This window comes from Thermocrinis ruber (assembly GCF_000512735.1).
GTDB classification, from domain to species: Bacteria; Aquificota; Aquificia; order Aquificales; family Aquificaceae; genus Thermocrinis; species Thermocrinis ruber.
On sequence record NZ_CP007028.1, the window covers coordinates 57,562 to 72,433 of the forward strand.

At 45.5% G+C, this 14,872-nt stretch carries 14 protein-coding genes, 2 tRNA genes and 1 pseudogene; 9 read left to right on the plus strand and 8 right to left on the minus strand.

Annotated features, from left to right (window positions below):
- Positions 1–26: 26 nt before the first annotated feature.
- On the plus strand, positions 27–938 hold the full coding sequence (locus tag THERU_RS00350) for a Ppx/GppA phosphatase family protein (RefSeq protein WP_025305299.1): 912 nt from the start codon (positions 27–29) through the stop codon (positions 936–938).
- Here THERU_RS00350 and THERU_RS00355 read toward each other — a convergent pair.
- The 8 genes from THERU_RS00355 to THERU_RS00390 all read right to left on the minus strand — a co-directional run bounded on the left by THERU_RS00355 (position 918) and on the right by THERU_RS00390 (position 7,041).
- Positions 918–2,060, minus strand: a complete 1,143-nt coding sequence (locus THERU_RS00355; protein WP_025305300.1) for a cation:proton antiporter — start codon at positions 2,058–2,060, stop codon at positions 918–920. The genes THERU_RS00350 and THERU_RS00355 overlap by 21 nt on opposite strands.
- Before the next feature lies 1 nt (position 2,061).
- Positions 2,062–2,547: a cation:proton antiporter regulatory subunit gene (locus tag THERU_RS00360; protein ID WP_025305301.1), complete on the minus strand. Its 486-nt coding sequence runs from the start codon at positions 2,545–2,547 to the stop codon at positions 2,062–2,064.
- Positions 2,528–2,929 (minus strand): heat shock protein transcriptional repressor HspR, encoded by a 402-nt coding sequence (locus THERU_RS00365; RefSeq protein ID WP_025305302.1) that lies wholly within the window; start codon positions 2,927–2,929, stop codon positions 2,528–2,530. Before THERU_RS00365 ends, THERU_RS00360 begins: the two co-directional genes overlap by 20 nt.
- Positions 2,926–4,059, minus strand: coding sequence for a molecular chaperone DnaJ (dnaJ, locus tag THERU_RS00370; protein WP_025305303.1), 1,134 nt, complete (start codon positions 4,057–4,059; stop codon positions 2,926–2,928). The genes THERU_RS00365 and dnaJ overlap by 4 nt, the downstream gene beginning before the upstream one ends.
- Positions 4,060–4,216: 157 nt before the next feature.
- Positions 4,217–5,509, minus strand: a complete 1,293-nt coding sequence (rho, locus tag THERU_RS00375) for a transcription termination factor Rho (RefSeq protein ID WP_025305304.1) — start codon at positions 5,507–5,509, stop codon at positions 4,217–4,219.
- 15 nt (positions 5,510–5,524) lie between these two features.
- Positions 5,525–6,865: a tRNA uridine-5-carboxymethylaminomethyl(34) synthesis GTPase MnmE gene (gene mnmE, locus THERU_RS00380; RefSeq protein ID WP_025305305.1), complete on the minus strand. Its 1,341-nt coding sequence runs from the start codon at positions 6,863–6,865 to the stop codon at positions 5,525–5,527.
- 8 nt (positions 6,866–6,873) lie between these two features.
- Positions 6,874–6,947 (minus strand) — tRNA-Arg (locus tag THERU_RS00385).
- Positions 6,948–6,967: 20 nt separating this feature from the next.
- A tRNA-Arg gene (locus tag THERU_RS00390) sits at positions 6,968–7,041 on the minus strand.
- Between the two features lie 32 nt (positions 7,042–7,073).
- Between THERU_RS00390 and THERU_RS00395 the strand changes: the two genes are divergently transcribed.
- From THERU_RS00395 to THERU_RS00425, 8 genes and pseudogenes are all read left to right on the plus strand, one after another.
- Positions 7,074–8,447, plus strand: coding sequence for a phosphoglucomutase/phosphomannomutase family protein (locus THERU_RS00395; protein WP_025305306.1), 1,374 nt, complete (start codon positions 7,074–7,076; stop codon positions 8,445–8,447).
- Positions 8,448–8,470: 23 nt separating this feature from the next.
- Positions 8,471–9,178 carry a dienelactone hydrolase family protein gene (locus THERU_RS00400; protein WP_025305307.1) on the plus strand — a complete coding sequence of 236 codons (708 nt, stop codon included), beginning with the start codon at positions 8,471–8,473 and terminating at the stop codon, positions 9,176–9,178.
- A pseudogene (locus THERU_RS08725) lies at positions 9,175–9,546 on the plus strand (carbon starvation CstA family protein); the annotation flags it as partial. The gene THERU_RS00400 and the pseudogene THERU_RS08725, both read left to right, overlap by 4 nt.
- Positions 9,547–9,646: 100 nt before the next feature.
- Positions 9,647–11,197, plus strand: a complete 1,551-nt coding sequence (locus tag THERU_RS08730) for a carbon starvation CstA family protein (protein ID WP_281168723.1) — start codon at positions 9,647–9,649, stop codon at positions 11,195–11,197.
- Positions 11,182–12,543, plus strand: a complete 1,362-nt coding sequence (locus THERU_RS00410; RefSeq protein WP_025305308.1) for an Rne/Rng family ribonuclease — start codon at positions 11,182–11,184, stop codon at positions 12,541–12,543. The genes THERU_RS08730 and THERU_RS00410 overlap by 16 nt, the downstream gene beginning before the upstream one ends.
- Positions 12,521–13,435 (plus strand): outer membrane protein assembly factor BamD, encoded by a 915-nt coding sequence (locus tag THERU_RS00415; protein ID WP_025305309.1) that lies wholly within the window; start codon positions 12,521–12,523, stop codon positions 13,433–13,435. Before THERU_RS00410 ends, THERU_RS00415 begins: the two co-directional genes overlap by 23 nt.
- Positions 13,435–13,764, plus strand: a complete 330-nt coding sequence (rsfS, locus tag THERU_RS00420; protein WP_025305310.1) for a ribosome silencing factor — start codon at positions 13,435–13,437, stop codon at positions 13,762–13,764. The genes THERU_RS00415 and rsfS overlap by 1 nt, the downstream gene beginning before the upstream one ends.
- Positions 13,761–14,858, plus strand: a complete 1,098-nt coding sequence (locus THERU_RS00425) for a LapA family protein (protein WP_025305311.1) — start codon at positions 13,761–13,763, stop codon at positions 14,856–14,858. The genes rsfS and THERU_RS00425 overlap by 4 nt, the downstream gene beginning before the upstream one ends.
- The last annotated feature ends 14 nt before the right edge of the window (positions 14,859–14,872 follow it).

Below are 14,872 nucleotides of genomic sequence, written 5' to 3' on the forward strand. Positions count from 1 at the left end.
GGGACTATTGATGTATAATTACTTCAGTGAAGGTTGCATCTATAGATGTTGGTTCCTACTCCTGCAGGTTGAGCATAGCAGACTTTTCCAAATCTTTTAGGATCATATACGAAGAGGGCAACATTACCGCCTTGGCTACAGGGTTGAAGGAGAACGGTTACCTCCAAGAGGAGCCTATGGAAGAGACATTGCGGACCATCAAAAAATACATACAAGTGGCAAAACAGTATGGAGCAGAAAGAATAGTCTTAATTGGCACAGAAGCACTACGTAGGGCAAAAAACTCTCAAGAGTTCTTAAAGAGAGTAAAGGATGAGACGGGATTGGAGTTAAAGGTAATATCTCCGGATGAGGAGGGTAGCCTTGCCTTCTTAGCGGTCGCCTTTTCTCTAAGACCGGAGGGAAAATTTTGCATAATAGACCAAGGGGGAGGTTCCACAGAGTTTGTATGTGGAAAGGGCACAGAGGTTGAGTACCTAAAATCCCTTCCGGTGGGCATAGTTAACCTTACGGAGGAGTTTATACAAAGCGACCCTCCCAAGCCTTACGAGCTGGAGTCTTTGAAGAATTTTTTGGATGAGCTAATAAAGGATGTGGTCCGTCCCTGCGATGTTTTAGTGGGGTTGGGTGGAACCATTACCACTATAAGCGCAATAAAGAACAACGTATTTCCCTATCAAGGTTCTTTGGTGCATGGCTCCAAGCTAACTTTGGAGGATATTATGTTTTGGCTGGAGACCCTCAGCAGTATGAAGGCAGAAGACAGGGTAAAGACCTTTCCACACATAGAGCCAAAGCGGGCAAAGGTGATAATCCCGGGACTTATGATCTTCTACAGGGCTATGCTTTTGTTTGGTAAAAGGGAGATTGTGGTAAGTGATTGGGGCATAAAGGAGGGAGTTCTGATAAGGGAATACCTATCCCTTGGGCTTGGTTAAGGCAGATGCCACTTTTGGTGCATAGACAAAGGCTATACTTCCAAGAATGGATGTGATAAAAACTACCAAAAAGACCAAAGCCTGGGTGGCTGGAAGTAAGCTGGCAAAGATCAAAGAGAATTCACCCCTTGCTAAGAAGGAAAGGCTAGCCCTTATGGAAACCCTCTTACTAAGCCCATAAAGCCGGGCACCCCAATAGGTGGATATGAGCTTTGTGATCAAGGAAAGCAAAAGCAAGGCAATCAAAAGATAAAGGTTCTGATCAAAGCTTATGTTGGCAGAGTAGGTAAAGGAAAAGAAAAAGACACCCAAAGAGAGCTCTTTTAGGTCAGCTAACCTTTCTTCTACCGTCTTGTAAGTTAAACTGTCTTCTGGAACCACAACGCCCAGCATAAAGGCAATCAGGGCAGAGGACACTCCCATCCATTCTCCAAGACCACACAGCAGGAGTAAAGCACCTACGATCAAAAAGGGAAAGATAGTCTCCTCTGAGATCTTATCTATCTCACCGACCGTCCTGTAGGCTAAGTTTCTAAGAAGGTAAAAGGCAAAAAAGAACACCAAAAGGGAGAGAACGCTTCTTAGCAAAAGAAAGGTAGGCTCCTCCTGCCCACCATTAATTCCGCCGGAGAGTAGGGAAAGCAGTATTATTGAAATGAGGTCTTCAAATATGAGAATGCCTATGAGCAGTTCCGCTTCTGGGAAAACAAGTCTTTTGTAGTCGGACAGTAGCTTGGCGGTTATGGCAGTGCTGGAAGGGTAAAGGGCAGAGGCAACCACCGCAGAAAAGAGAAAATCTTTGGTAGCAATATATGCCACAAGAAACACTGGAAGGAAATTTATAAAAAGGTCCGCCAAGCCGGGCTTTAGAATGTTCCTCATAGCCACAAGGCGCTCAAAGGAATACTCAAGCCCTATGAAAAAGAAGAGAAATATCACCGCAGAATGCTCTAAAAAGGTAACCCACTCTATTACTTTTTCGTGGAAGAGTTCCTTTCCCACAAGTCCAGCCAACATGAAGGAGAGTATGTAGGGAACCTTTAAAAACCTAAGAGAAAAGCCAAAAACAAAAAGCAGGGTAAAGAGAAGTCCTATCCACAAGAGGATCTCGTGAGAGTGCATCCTAAGTGCTACATCCTCCGCATAGGTCTAAAAAGGCTTTCATTTGCTGTCTGGTGCCCACCGCAATCAGTGTGTCTCCTGCCCTTATATGTTCTTTGTAAGGGTCTGGACTTGGGATCACTTTCCCTCCCCTCTCTATGGCAATTATGGAAACGCCAGTCTTTCTCCTTATTTCAAGCTCCGCGATGGTCTTATTAACAAAGTTTGAGTTTTGATGAACCTTTACCCATTCCATCACCACCTGTTGGAGGATCATTTCCATCTTTTCTGTGGAAATAGGTTGGTATGTGGCACCCGCCACCAAAAAGCCAAGCTCCTTTGCCTCCTCATCGGTCAGCTCTATAACACATCTGGGCTCTTCATCCTCCATAAGATATATCTCCCTCCTGCCCGTATTGTGGATTATTATCACAAGCTCTTTACCGCTCTTTAATAGCACCACATACTTTTTGCCTATACCCGGTAGGTCAGTCTCCCTTATTCTCATGCCTGTTAATTATATCCTGAAGGCGTGCCACCACACTTTTGCTAGAGAGCACGATTGCCTTAACTTCTTCACTTTCTTCCTCCCGTAAGCTTTTTTGGATGATTTCCAAGAGTTTTTGGATCTGCCTTTCCATCTCCTCCATCTGCTCCTTCATTCTCAGGATGATTTCAATGCCCGCCAAATTTACCCCAAGCTCCCGGGAGAGGGTAAGCACAAGCTCCAACCTCTTTAGGTCTTCCTCCGTGTAATATCTGGTCCTTCCTTTGCTCCTGTATGGTTTTATGAGGCCCTCCTTTTCATAAAGGCGGAGGGTCTGCGGATGTATGTTATACATTTCTGCCACTACGCCTATGGTGTATTTCTTTTTAACTTCCCTCTTCATGGCTGTCTTACCCTCAATCTGGTGGGTTCAGGTAGTAGTTTGTCTAACTCTTCAAGAAGCTGTTTGATCTTTTTGCCATCTCCGAAGTGTTTTTCCCAAAAGCTCAGCTTGGGTATGTCTATATGGACCCTAAGGAATAGGTCTCCAAAACCACCGCCCCTGAGCTTTGGCATACCCTTCCCTTCCACTCGGACTGTGTCTCCCTCTTTCACGCCTGCGGGGATCTTCACCTTAATCTTCTCACCATTTAAGGTGGGTACTTCAAGCTCAGTTCCCATAACCGCTTCGGTGAGCTTTAGGTTTACATCCAAGTAAAGGTTATCTCCTCTCCTTTCAAAGAGCCTATGGGGCAAAACCTTCACAAGCAAATAAAGGTCGCCGGGTGGACCGCCGTATAGTCCTGCATGACCTTTCCCTTCTACAAGAACCCTGCTACCGTTATCCACACCCGGGGGAATCCGTACCTTCACCTCCTCCCTTTCTGGAACGGTACCTTTTCCACCGCATCTACTACAAGGCTCCCTGATTACTCCCTCTCCACCACAGGTAGGACAGGTTTGAGAGATGCTTATGAAAAACTGCCTTTGGTATATACTACCTCTGCCATCACAAGTAGGACAAGTCCTTTCTCCTTTATATCTATCATATCCTAAGCCTTCACAGGCAGGGCATGGAACCTCCCTAACTAGTGGGACGCTCACCACTTTGCCGGAGTAAGCCTCCTCCAAAGTGAGCTCCACCGTGTAGTATATATCTTCGCCCTTTATGGGTCTTCTTTGAGAACGCTTTCTCCCCCTTCTCTCAAATATATCCTCAAAGCCAAAGCCTCTAAAGAGGTCCTCTACGGTTTCAAAAATATCTTTCCAAGCTTGCTCGCTGTATTCACTACCACCGGAAGAAGTCTGAAAGGCGGCGTGTCCATACTGGTCGTAGAGCTTTCTCTTTTCTGGGTCCGAAAGGACCTGATAGGCTTCGTTGATCTCCTTGAATTTCTCCTGTGCCTCTGGGTCCTTGTTAAAATCGGGATGATACTTTCTGGCAAGACGTCGGTATGCCTTCTTTATTTCCTCCTGCGTCGCGTTCCTTGGAACCCCAAGAATCTCGTAGTAATCCTTTTTGGAAGATTGCATAGATTTTTATAATAAACTTTGAGTGTGGTATTGTCAAGAGTATGGGGATATTTTGGAAGAGATCCTTCCGGCGGATAAAGGAGCAAAAATATTCCTCACTACATCCTAATCCAAAGGTTTTGCAAAGATGTATGTCAAAAGGGCTTATATTAACACCTTAAGAGTGCATCGCCTTTAGAAAATCTTTGTTGGTTTTGAACTTTTTGAGCTTGTCCAAAAGGAACTCCATCGCCTCCACCGGGTCCATGGTCGCCAAGAACTTTCTGAGCACCCAAACCCTCTGCAATTCCCACTCTTCCAAGAGTAGCTCCTCCTTGCGGGTGCCAGACTTTTCTATGTTGATGGCTGGGAATATTCTTCTTTCCATGAGCTTTCTGTCAAGATGGATCTCCATGTTTCCAGTGCCTTTAAATTCTTCGTAGATAACATCGTCCATCCTTGAGCCCGTTTCTATGAGGGCAGTGGCTATGATGGTTAAAGAACCTCCCTCTTCAATGTTTCTTGCAGCACCAAAGAACTTTTTAGGTCTTTGCAAAGCGGTTGCCTCTATACCACCGGAGAGAACTCTACCCGTGGAAGGAGTTACTGCGTTGGAAGCCCTGCCGAAGCGTGTCATAGAGTCCAAGAGGATCACCACATCCTGCTTTAGCTCCACCATTCTCTTTGCCTTTTCTATGACAAGCTCCGCCACCTGCATGTGCCTTTCTGGTGGCTCGTCAAAGGTGGAAGCTATAACCTCCGCCCCATCTCCCACAATCCTCCTCATCTCAGTAACCTCTTCCGGTCTTTCGTCTATGAGCAGGATTATTAGATAGACCTCTGGATGATTCTGTATTAGAGCTTTAGCGATCTTTTGAAGAAGGACCGTTTTTCCTGCCTTTGGTGGTGCTACTATGAGACCCCTTTGACCCTTGCCTATGGGTGCTATAAGGCTGACTACCCTTGTGGATAGCTCATCCGGTGTGGTTTCAAGATTGAACCTTTCGGTGGGATGGAAGGGTGTTAGCTTTTCAAATTGAGGTCTTGACCGTAGGATCTCTGGGTCTGGGCTAAGCCCACACACGGACTCTATCCTAATTAGGGCTTGATACTTTTCTCTATCTTGCGGTGGTCTTGCAAAACCTATGATCTGGTCTCCCGTCCTCAGTCCAAACTTTTTAATCTGGGAAGGTGCCACATAAACATCCCCAGGACTTGGCATGTAGTTGTTCTCTTGTTTTCTGATAAAGCCATAACCCTCCGGCAGAATCTCCAAAACACCCTTTACGAAGTTCAAACCCTCCAACTGGGCTTGAGCTTGGAGTATGTCTTCTATGAGCTCCTCCTTTCTGAGACCAGTGACACGCCTCAGCTCAAGCTCCCTGCCGATCTTTTGTAGTTCTGCAAAGGACATCTTCTTTAACTCTTCGTAGGAGTAAAGTTTCCTCTCCTGAACTTGGGTTTCTTCCATCCTTTGACCTCCTTATTATTTGCCTATGCAAAAGTTAGAAAATATCTCTCCCAAAAGCTCCTCCGTTGTAATAGCACCTAAAAGCTCTTCTAAATAAAGTTGAACCTCTCTGAGGTATAGCATTAGGATCTCGGGCGACAACTCTTTTAAGTTTTTTTCCAGTATTAATTTTATAACACCCAAGGATTTTTGCAAGAGGTCTGCATGCCTCAGGGAAATATAAAGCCCTTCGCCCACGCTCGCACCCAAGTTGGAAAGGATAGTGGCCTTTAGCTCTTCTATACCGCTTCCATCTTTGGCACTGACCAGTACAAAGCTCGGAAATAACTTTCTGTGCCCTTCCCAAAAGCCAAGGTCTGCCTTGTTTAGAACCACTATATGGTTTTTATCCTTCACAAGGGAGTAGATGTACAGGTCTTCCTCTTCAACAGGCTCGTGAGCCTGAACCACAAAGAGTATAAGATGGGCGGTGTTTAGCTTTTGTATGCTCCTTTCTATGCCAATTTTTTCCACTGGATCCTCAGAATGTCTAATGCCTGCGGTATCTATGAGGTTTATTGGGATGCCTTCCAAGTTCAAAGGCTCCTGCAAAAAGTCTCGCGTGGTGCCCGGAATGTCCGTGACGATTGCCCTTTGGGTGCCCAGCAATTTGTTAAAGAGAGAGGATTTACCTACATTGGGCTTGCCCACTATTGCCAGATTGACGCCTTTTCTCAAAAACTCCCCCGTTCGGACTGTGGCAAGCAATTCCTCTATTTTGGTTTTTATTTCCTCAAGTTGGCTTTTTATTTCTTCCTCGCTCAGGGTTGGTATGTCCTGTTCCTCAAACTCTATGCTTGCCTCCACAAAGGCGCAGAGGTTAAGGATTTTTTCCCTGAGGGGAACAATGAGCTGGGATAGGTCTCCTCTGAGTTGTCTTAGGGCACTTTTTAGGGCAAGCTCAGACTTGGCGGATATTAGGTCTCCCACCGCCTCCGCCTGAAGGAGGTCCATCTTTCCGTTCAAAAAGGCCCTTTTGGTAAATTCACCCCGCTCCGCAAGCCTTACACCGTTCTGAAGAAAAAGCTCTACCACCTTTTTTAATATCAAAGGGTTTCCGTGCAAAAACAACTCCACCATATCCTCACCGGTGTAGCTTTTGGGAGACTGGTAATAGATCATTATGCCTTCGTCTATAGGATTTCCCTCCGCGTCAAGGACCTTCACGAAGTGGGCATACCTGGGCTTTAGCTTACCTTTTAGCTCCACAAAGGGCAAAACCTTTTCCAAAACACCCAGACCGCTGAGTCTTACAACGCCAATGGCACTTTCTCCATAGGGTGTAGCTATGGCTACGATAGGTTCCCTTTGCTTCATAGTAAAAGCCAGCCCGGCGGGAGTCGAACCCGCAACCTTGGGATCCGTAGTCCCACGCTCTGTCCAGTTGAGCTACGGGCCGTCTATCTATTAAATTATAAGCGTGCCCGGGGGGACTTGAACCCCCGACCTTGGGTTCCGGAGACCCACGCTCTATCCAACTGAGCTACGGGCACTATAAAAATAATTTTTCGTTAAAATTTTGCCTATGTCAATAAGATTTGGCACCGATGGTTGGAGGGCGGTAATAGGAGAGCAGTTCACCTTTGAAAACGTAAGAAAAGTAGCCTACGCCCATGGGCTGGTGCTCCAAGAGGAGGGTAAAAAGAGGGTGGTGGTGGGCTACGACAGGAGGTTCTTAAGCAAAGAGTTTGCACAGGAGGTATGCAAGGTCTTTTTGACCCTTGGGCTTGAAGCTTATCTTTCGGAGGAAGAATGCACGACGCCCATGGTATCCTTTGGGGTAAAGTACCTGGGCTTTGACGGTGGTGTGATGATCACCGCCTCCCATAACCCGGGCAAGTACAACGGCTACAAGATAAAGGAATCCTTTGGAGGCTCTGCCAGGGAGGAATTTGTGAAAAAGGTAGAGGAGCTAGCCAACCGCACGCAGGAGGTAAAGGTAGACAACAAAAAGCCCGAGCTTATAGACCTGAAAGGTCCTTACATTAAAAAGGTCCAGGAACTTATAAACTTAGAGCTCTTTGAAGAGGAGGACCTTTTGGTGCACGATGCTATGCATGGCAGTTCAGCGGGACTCTTCTCGGAGGCACTCCTTAACACACCCTTAAGCGTGGTTGGCATAAGGACAAAAAGGGACCCCCTCTTTGGTGGGCATCCACCAGAGCCCATAGAGAAGTACCTTGGACCGCTCTTTGATAAGGTGCGTGCCTTGGGGGCAAGGGTGGGCATAGCCAACGACGGCGACGGAGACCGCGTAGCCCTCTGCGATGAAAAGGGAAATTTTGTGAACACCCAACTCATATATGTCCTTCTTTTGCTACACCTTTTAAAGAACAAAGGCTTAAAGGACGGCGTGGTGGTAAAGACCGTCTCCACCAGCTATTTGGTGGATCGGATATGCAGGGCGGAGGGTGTTAAGCTTTTGGAGGTGCCAGTGGGCTTCAAGCACATAAACGATGTTCTCTTTAGGGAAAAGGTCATCTTTGGTGGCGAAGAGAGCGGAGGATATGGAATAATACACTTTTTGCCTGAAAGGGATGGGCTCTTTTCTGGGCTCAGCCTTTTGGAGCTCCTATATACCAAGGGAAAGAGCCTTTCCCAAATAGTGGAGGAGGTCTTTGAAACTTATGGCAGTGCCTACTACCTACGGCATGACCTTCATGCGGAGGAAGAGAAAAAGAACAAGCTAAAGGAACTTATAAAAAATCCTCCCTCTCAGATTGGTGGGTTCAAAGTTAAGGAGGTCATAACAAAGGATGGGCTAAAGCTCGTCTTTGAGGGAGATGGATGGCTCCTCTTGAGGGCTTCTGGCACTGAGCCTTTGATCAGGGTCTATGTGGAAATGCCCACCCAAGAGCAAGCAAAGGAAGTTCTAAAATCCGCCCTTGAGATGTTATAATTCAAAGACAGGAGGTTATTGCCATGGGTCAAAGGATAAGTTTTAATGTGAATGGAGTGGAGGTTTCTGGCTATCTGGCGGAGCCTGAAAATATGCAAAAACAAGCACCCCTTATTATGGTCTTTCACGAGTGGTGGGGGCTTGTCAAACACATAGAAGATGTGTGCGAGCGCTTCGCCAGGGAGGGCTTTTACGCCTTCGCCATAGACCTCTACAAAGGAAAGACTGCGGACAACCCAGAGGATGCAGGGAAGCTGATGATGGACCTTATGCAAAACCGTCTGCAGGAAGCGGAGAACATGGTTAGGGCATCCCTCGAATACTTTAAAAAGGAAGACATGGGCTATGTGCCGAGGGTGGGCGAGTTTATGTTTGGTGCAACTGGATACTGTTGTGGTGGCACATGTGTTTGGTATTTTGGCTCAAGGATAGAGGACTTTAAAGCCCTTGTGCCATATTACGGTTTATACAAGCTTGCGGAGATTGACTTTTCAAAGATAAAAGCACCAGTCCTTGCGGTGCATGCGGGCATGGATGCTTTCGTACCCCTCTCCGAGGTGATGGAAGCCATCCAAAAGTGCAACGAAAACAAAGTAAATGCCCAGTTTTTGATCTATGCGGGTGTGGATCACGCCTTTTTCAACGACACAAGACCTGAGGTCTATCACGAAGAGTATGCCAAGGATGTGTGGCTGAAGACCATAGAGTTCTTTAGAACCCACCTGTTATGAACTTAAAGGATAGGCTAATACTTGTTGCTCTCTCCATACTCTTTGCCCTTGCCTTTTATGTCTTAGCTATTTACAGAAAGGAGCCCGTAAGTGCGGGCTGGATTTTACTATGTGCCCTCTCCCTTTACATTCTGGGCTACAGGTATTACAGCTACTACATAGCCTACAAAGTTTTTGAAGTCTCAGACCAAAATCCTACCCCCGCCCACAAGTTTTACAACGGCTTGGACTATGTGCCCACCAACAAGTGGGTGCTCTTTGGACATCACTTTGCGTCCATCTCCGGTGCTGGTCCCCTGGTTGGTCCTGTCCTTGCAGCACAGATGGGCTATCTACCGGGCGTTATCTGGATCCCCATAGGTGCGGTGGTGGCGGGTGCGGTCCAAGACATGCTCATCCTTACTATATCCATGCGGATGGGCGGTAAAAGCTTGGGTGCCATCGCAAGGGAGTATTTGGGCAGGTTCGGTGGGTTCGTGGTCCTCTTGGTTATTTACTCCATCCTTATCATCTTGCTGGCAGTTCTTGCTGGCAGTTCTTGCTTTGGTGGTGGTCAAGGCTACCGCCATGAGCCCATGGTCTGCTTTTACCTCCTTTGCCACCATTCCCATAGCCATGCTCATGGGACTATACATGTGGAAGATCAGACCGGGGGCGGTCCTACAGGCAACTGCTATAGGCATTTCCCTCTTGATGCTCTCTCTGGTGCTGGGTAGGTTTGTGGCAACCCATCCAACCTTAAGCAAACTGTTTACCTTCTCGGAGGTTCAAATAGCCTTTGGTTTGATGATCTATGGCTTTTTTGCCTCCGCTTTGCCCGTATGGCTCTTGCTGGCACCGAGGGATTACCTAAGCACCTTTATGAAACTGGGCACTGTAATCATCATAGGATTGGGCGTTTTTATAGCCAATCCAGAGGTCAAAATGCCCGCCCTAACTCAGTATGCACAAACAGGCATAGGTCCCGTTTGGCAGGGTTCTCTTTTTCCCTTTTTGATGATCACCATAGCCTGCGGTGCGGTCTCGGGCTTTCATGCCTTGATATCCTCCGGAACCTCACCAAAGCTTTTAGACAAAGAAAGCCACGTTAGGCTGGTGGGTTATGGTTCAATGCTGGGCGAATCCTTTGTGGCAATAATGGCACTCATCTCGGCGGTTTCTATGGAACCGGGGCTATACTTTGCCATAAACAGCCCCGCAAGCATTATAGGAAAGACAGAAGAGACCGCCGCCCAGATTATCTCCTCCTGGGGCTTTAACATATCCGCGGAGGAGCTAAAGAGGATAGCGCAGTTAATAGAAGAACCAACCATCCTCTCAAAGGTTGGTGGCGCTCCCGCCTTTGCCATAGGCATAGCTCTTATCTTTGCCCGCATAACAGGAGAAGCCCTCCTCTCCTTCTGGTATCACTTTGCCATACTCTTTGAAGTGGTCTTTATTCTTACCACCATAGACAGTGGCACAAGGGTGGGAAGATACATCCTTCAGGACCTTTTGGGTGGAGTTATCAAAAGCTTTAGGGATTACTCCAACCCCTGGGCAAACATGACCGCCAGCTTTATAACCGTAGCCCTCTGGGGCTATTTTCTGTATGCGGGTGTAATCGACCCATACGGTGGTATAAGGAGCCTCTGGCCCCTCTTTGGCATATCCAACCAGCTTTTGGCTACTACTGCCTTGACCCTTGCGGTTCTATATCTTGCAAAAAACCGTAAGTTTAAATACCTATGGGTGGCAGGTTTCCCAGCCCTTCTGATGGCAATAAACACCATAAGTGCGGGCATCCTCAAGGTATTCCACCCAGACCCACGCATAGGCTTTTTAGCCCACGCAAACTTTATATCCCAAAATGTTGCCATGGGAGAACTGCCAGCGGGCATAAACTCCTTTGAGATAGCCCAGAGGGTCATAATGAACGACTACACCAACGCCTTCCTTGGTACCCTGTATGTAGCTTTGGTCTCTTTGGTAATACTGCTTACCCTTAAGGAAGTTATAAGCTCATGGCAAAAAAGTTAGTGGTCTTAGGCTTAAAAAACGATGTATTTTCCTTTCTTTTGGAAGGAGATGAGGTTGTAAAGATACGGCTTGATAGCAAGGATAGAAGGAGGGTTGTGGGAAGCGTCTTCTTGGGAAAGGTAAAAAGATTGGCAAAAGGCATGGGAGGTGTCTTTGTAGATATAGGTCTAGACAAAGAGGCATACCTACCTTTGAAAGGAGAAATGTTAAAGGTTGGAGATTGGATTTTGGTCCAGGGGGTGAGGGATGAACTGGGAGAAAAGGGTATAAAGCTTACCAATCGTATAAAAATACCCGGTAAATACATCGTGTATATGCCAGAAACTCAGGAGGTGAAATGTTCTTCAAAGCTATCCACTGAGGATAAGTGTAAGCTTCTGGATCTTATAAAAGAAGACCTTCAGAATGAGGGAGTAATACTTAGAACTGCTTCAGCTAGGGCAAGTAAAGAGGACATACTGAGGGAGCTACAGCAATTGAGAGGGCTTTATCAGAGCCTAAAGGCAAAGCTAAGAGGCAATAAAAAACCTCAGCTTCTTTTGGAAGAACTGCCCCAACATTTGGAACTGATAAGGTCCCACTGGTCGGACCTTGAGGGTATCTTTTGCAACGATGTTTCGCTTTGGCATCAGATATCAAACTTCTTGGAAGGCTTTGAGCCGTCCCTCTTGAACAAGCTTTACTATGTGAAAGATGCAAGTGCATTAGCAGTATCTTTTGGTCTGAGGGAAGCCCTGAAAAGAGCCCTTCAAAAACGCCTCTGGCTAAAGGGAGGAGGCTACATTGTAATAGAAGAAACCGAAGCCATGACTGTTATAGATGTAAACAGCGGGGACGCCTGCGGTGATACCCAGGAGGAAAACGCCCTAAGGACCAACTTGGAGGCGGTAAAAGAGATTGCCAAGCAGATCATCCTAAGGGACCTGGGCGGAATAATAATGATAGACTTTATAGACATGAAGGAACAGGGCAATAAAGATAAGGTGATAAACGCCCTCAAGGAAGCCCTCGGAGAAGACCTTTGCAATGTTCAGATATACGGTTTTACCAAGTTGGGTGTGTTGGAGATGGCAAGAAGGAAAAGTGGAAAAAGCTTAACCCAAATGCTGACAGAGGATTGTCCCCACTGTAATGGTTCTGGCAGGGTAAAGGGAGACAATCTTTATGTCCTTGAGCTTGACTTGGATATAGAAAACCATGGCGCTGGTTTTGTGGAAGTTTATGTGCCCAAGGGTAGAAAGGGAGCAGTTGAAAGTTACATAAATGCAAAGAAAATGGATCACGTAGTTATCATAGAGGATGAAAACTTGGATTACAATAAGTATGAAATCAGACATGTTAGGTAGGTGGTTTTTTATCGCATTCATCCTATCCCTTCTGTTCTCCTGTGCGAAGGTAACAGAAGAAAAGAGGGCAAAGCTTGCGGTGGAGCTATACTCGGAGGGAATGTCTGCCTATGGCAACAGGGATTACAAAAAGGCTGTGGAAAAACTCAAGGAAGCCCTGAAGTATCTTGAAAACCTAACCCCTGCACAGATAAAGGAGATAAAGTTAGCGATAGGAGAAAGTTATTATTTGAGCAAAGACTATGTGAACGCGGTGGTTTATTTTGAGGACTTTCTCTTTAATTATCCAGAGGCGCCCGAATCAGAAAGGGTTCAATACCTACTCATAGACAGCTATATGAAAGTGGCACCCGATGCTTACAGGGATCAAACCTACACATACAAGGCAATAGAAAAGGCTAAGGAGTTTTTAAACAAATACCCAAACAGTGCGTATGCGGACAGAGTGTTAGAAGTGTTAGAAAGGGCTGAAAAAAGGCTTGCGGACCATGAATATCTCGTGGGCAAATTTTACGAAGACTATGGCTATTATTATTCAGCCAGCTTAAGATACAGAGACCTTCTGATAAATTATCCAGAACAGGTATCTCAGGCGGAGGTTCTCTACAGATACATAAAGTCCCTTCTGTTGGTGGAAAAGCAAGCAGAAAGAAGGAAGAGGGTATACAAAAAATGGATTGAGGAGGCAAGAAAGAGCTTGAGCTCTGCAAAGGACGAGGAAGAGAAAAAAGCAATTCAAAAGAGAATAGCCTTTTTGGAAGAGCAAATCAAAAGATGGGATGATATGGCAAGAAGTAGCAGAGAGGAAGGTCTAAGGCTTATGGAAAAGTACAAAGAGACCTTTGGAGAAAACAGTTACTACAAAGAACTACAAAGGTTGGCTAAGAGATAATGGAGCTTTTGAAAAAGATTGTCTCACTTCTTGAAGAGAAGAAGGGAGAAGATATAGTAGTATTGGATGTTTCTAAGCATACAAACATAGCGGACTACTTTGTTATAGTTACTGCCAACTCTGCTGTTCATGCCAGAGCCCTTACGGATTATCTGATTGAAAGTTTAAGTAAAGAGGGAATATACCCAGACCATGTGGAAGGTTTGGAAAACGCTTACTGGGTGCTCATAGACTTTATGGATATAATAGTTCATATCTTCCAAAAGGAATGGAGAGATTACTATGACCTTGAGTGGCTTTATTCAACCGCTAGGAGGGTTGAGGTTTGAGATTTATTAAGCTTATTCTCTTAATTTTTCTGATAGTCCTCTTTTTGGTTTTTGTGGTTCAGAACACCTTGATAGTGGAAATTTCTTTCTTTAATTACAAAGGATATGCTCCTCTATTCGTGTTGGTGCTTTTGAGTATTTTTCTTGGTTTTCTTTTTGCCTTTTTATACTTTATGCCAAGGGAGTGGTCCCTTAGGAGAATTGTGGAAAACCTCAAAGAGGGTGTTGAGAGGCTAAACAGAGGATTCTTTTTAAAAGCAGAACAGAGTTTTCAAGGAAATCCCTTCACGGAAACCTTTGCTTGCTACGGTGCCTACGAAAGGGAAGATATCAACAAACTTCTGAATTTTTCCAGTCCCCTTTGTGCGTTAATGCTTCTAAAACTACATCACATAGAAGAGGCTCAGGAGAAGTTTGAAAGGATTATAGAGCGGGAGCCTGATAACCTCTTAGCGTTGAAAGGACTAAGGGACATTAACTTTTTGAAGGGCAACTTAAAAGATGCGGTGGAGCTTCAGGAAAAGGTGTTAAAAAATTGTGAAAAGTGGGACAGGGAAAACCAAAAAAAGATTCTGGCTGAATTGCTGGCAAGCCTTTATATAACTTCCAAGGATCAAGATTATGCTGAGAAAGCCTTTGACGTTTATAGAACTCCTCTAACTTACTCCGCACATATACTTGCCTATGCTGATTCAGGAAAGGAAAGGGACGCGATAAAGCTCTTTGAAAGGAGCTTTGAGGATGGGCTTCATAACCAAATTTTGATGATTTTGCTAGGAAAAGAAGCTTTACTTACAAAGCTTATGGACATAATAGAAAGGCGAAGGGATCAGATAAACACAGTAGTTTTAGCTTTGGTCTATTTGCGTTTAGGTCTCTTTTCTAAGGTTAAACCTCTTTTAGAGGTCCTGCCAGACTATTACAGGACTTTGGCTGTATCTTCATCCTCCCATAGGGAAGAGGACAGGATGTGTGCAAAAATATTGGAAGAGTCTTTAAAAGCTTGGGAATGTGTTTGTGGAACACGTTACAAAGAATACACGCCCATGTGTGCAAATTGTTTAAGGTGGAATAAAATAGAATTGAAACTATAAAAAAAGGAGGGATG

Bases quoted from the DNA above. Each gene is read 5' to 3' on its own strand.
- THERU_RS00355 (WP_025305300.1), bottom strand. From the start codon at position 2,060: ATGCACTCTCACGAGATCCTCTTGTGGATAGGACTTCTCTTTACCCTG.
- THERU_RS00360 (WP_025305301.1), bottom strand. From the start codon at position 2,547: ATGAGAATAAGGGAGACTGACCTACCGGGTATAGGCAAAAAGTATGTG.
- THERU_RS00365 (WP_025305302.1), bottom strand. From the start codon at position 2,929: ATGAAGAGGGAAGTTAAAAAGAAATACACCATAGGCGTAGTGGCAGAA.
- dnaJ (WP_025305303.1), bottom strand. From the start codon at position 4,059: ATGCAATCTTCCAAAAAGGATTACTACGAGATTCTTGGGGTTCCAAGG.
- rho (WP_025305304.1), bottom strand. From the start codon at position 5,509: ATGGAAGAAACCCAAGTTCAGGAGAGGAAACTTTACTCCTACGAAGAG.
- mnmE (WP_025305305.1), bottom strand. From the start codon at position 6,865: ATGAAGCAAAGGGAACCTATCGTAGCCATAGCTACACCCTATGGAGAA.
- THERU_RS00395 (WP_025305306.1), top strand. From the start codon at position 7,074: ATGTCAATAAGATTTGGCACCGATGGTTGGAGGGCGGTAATAGGAGAG.
- THERU_RS00400 (WP_025305307.1), top strand. From the start codon at position 8,471: ATGGGTCAAAGGATAAGTTTTAATGTGAATGGAGTGGAGGTTTCTGGC.
- THERU_RS00410 (WP_025305308.1), top strand. From the start codon at position 11,182: ATGGCAAAAAAGTTAGTGGTCTTAGGCTTAAAAAACGATGTATTTTCC.
- THERU_RS00415 (WP_025305309.1), top strand. From the start codon at position 12,521: ATGAAATCAGACATGTTAGGTAGGTGGTTTTTTATCGCATTCATCCTA.
- rsfS (WP_025305310.1), top strand. From the start codon at position 13,435: ATGGAGCTTTTGAAAAAGATTGTCTCACTTCTTGAAGAGAAGAAGGGA.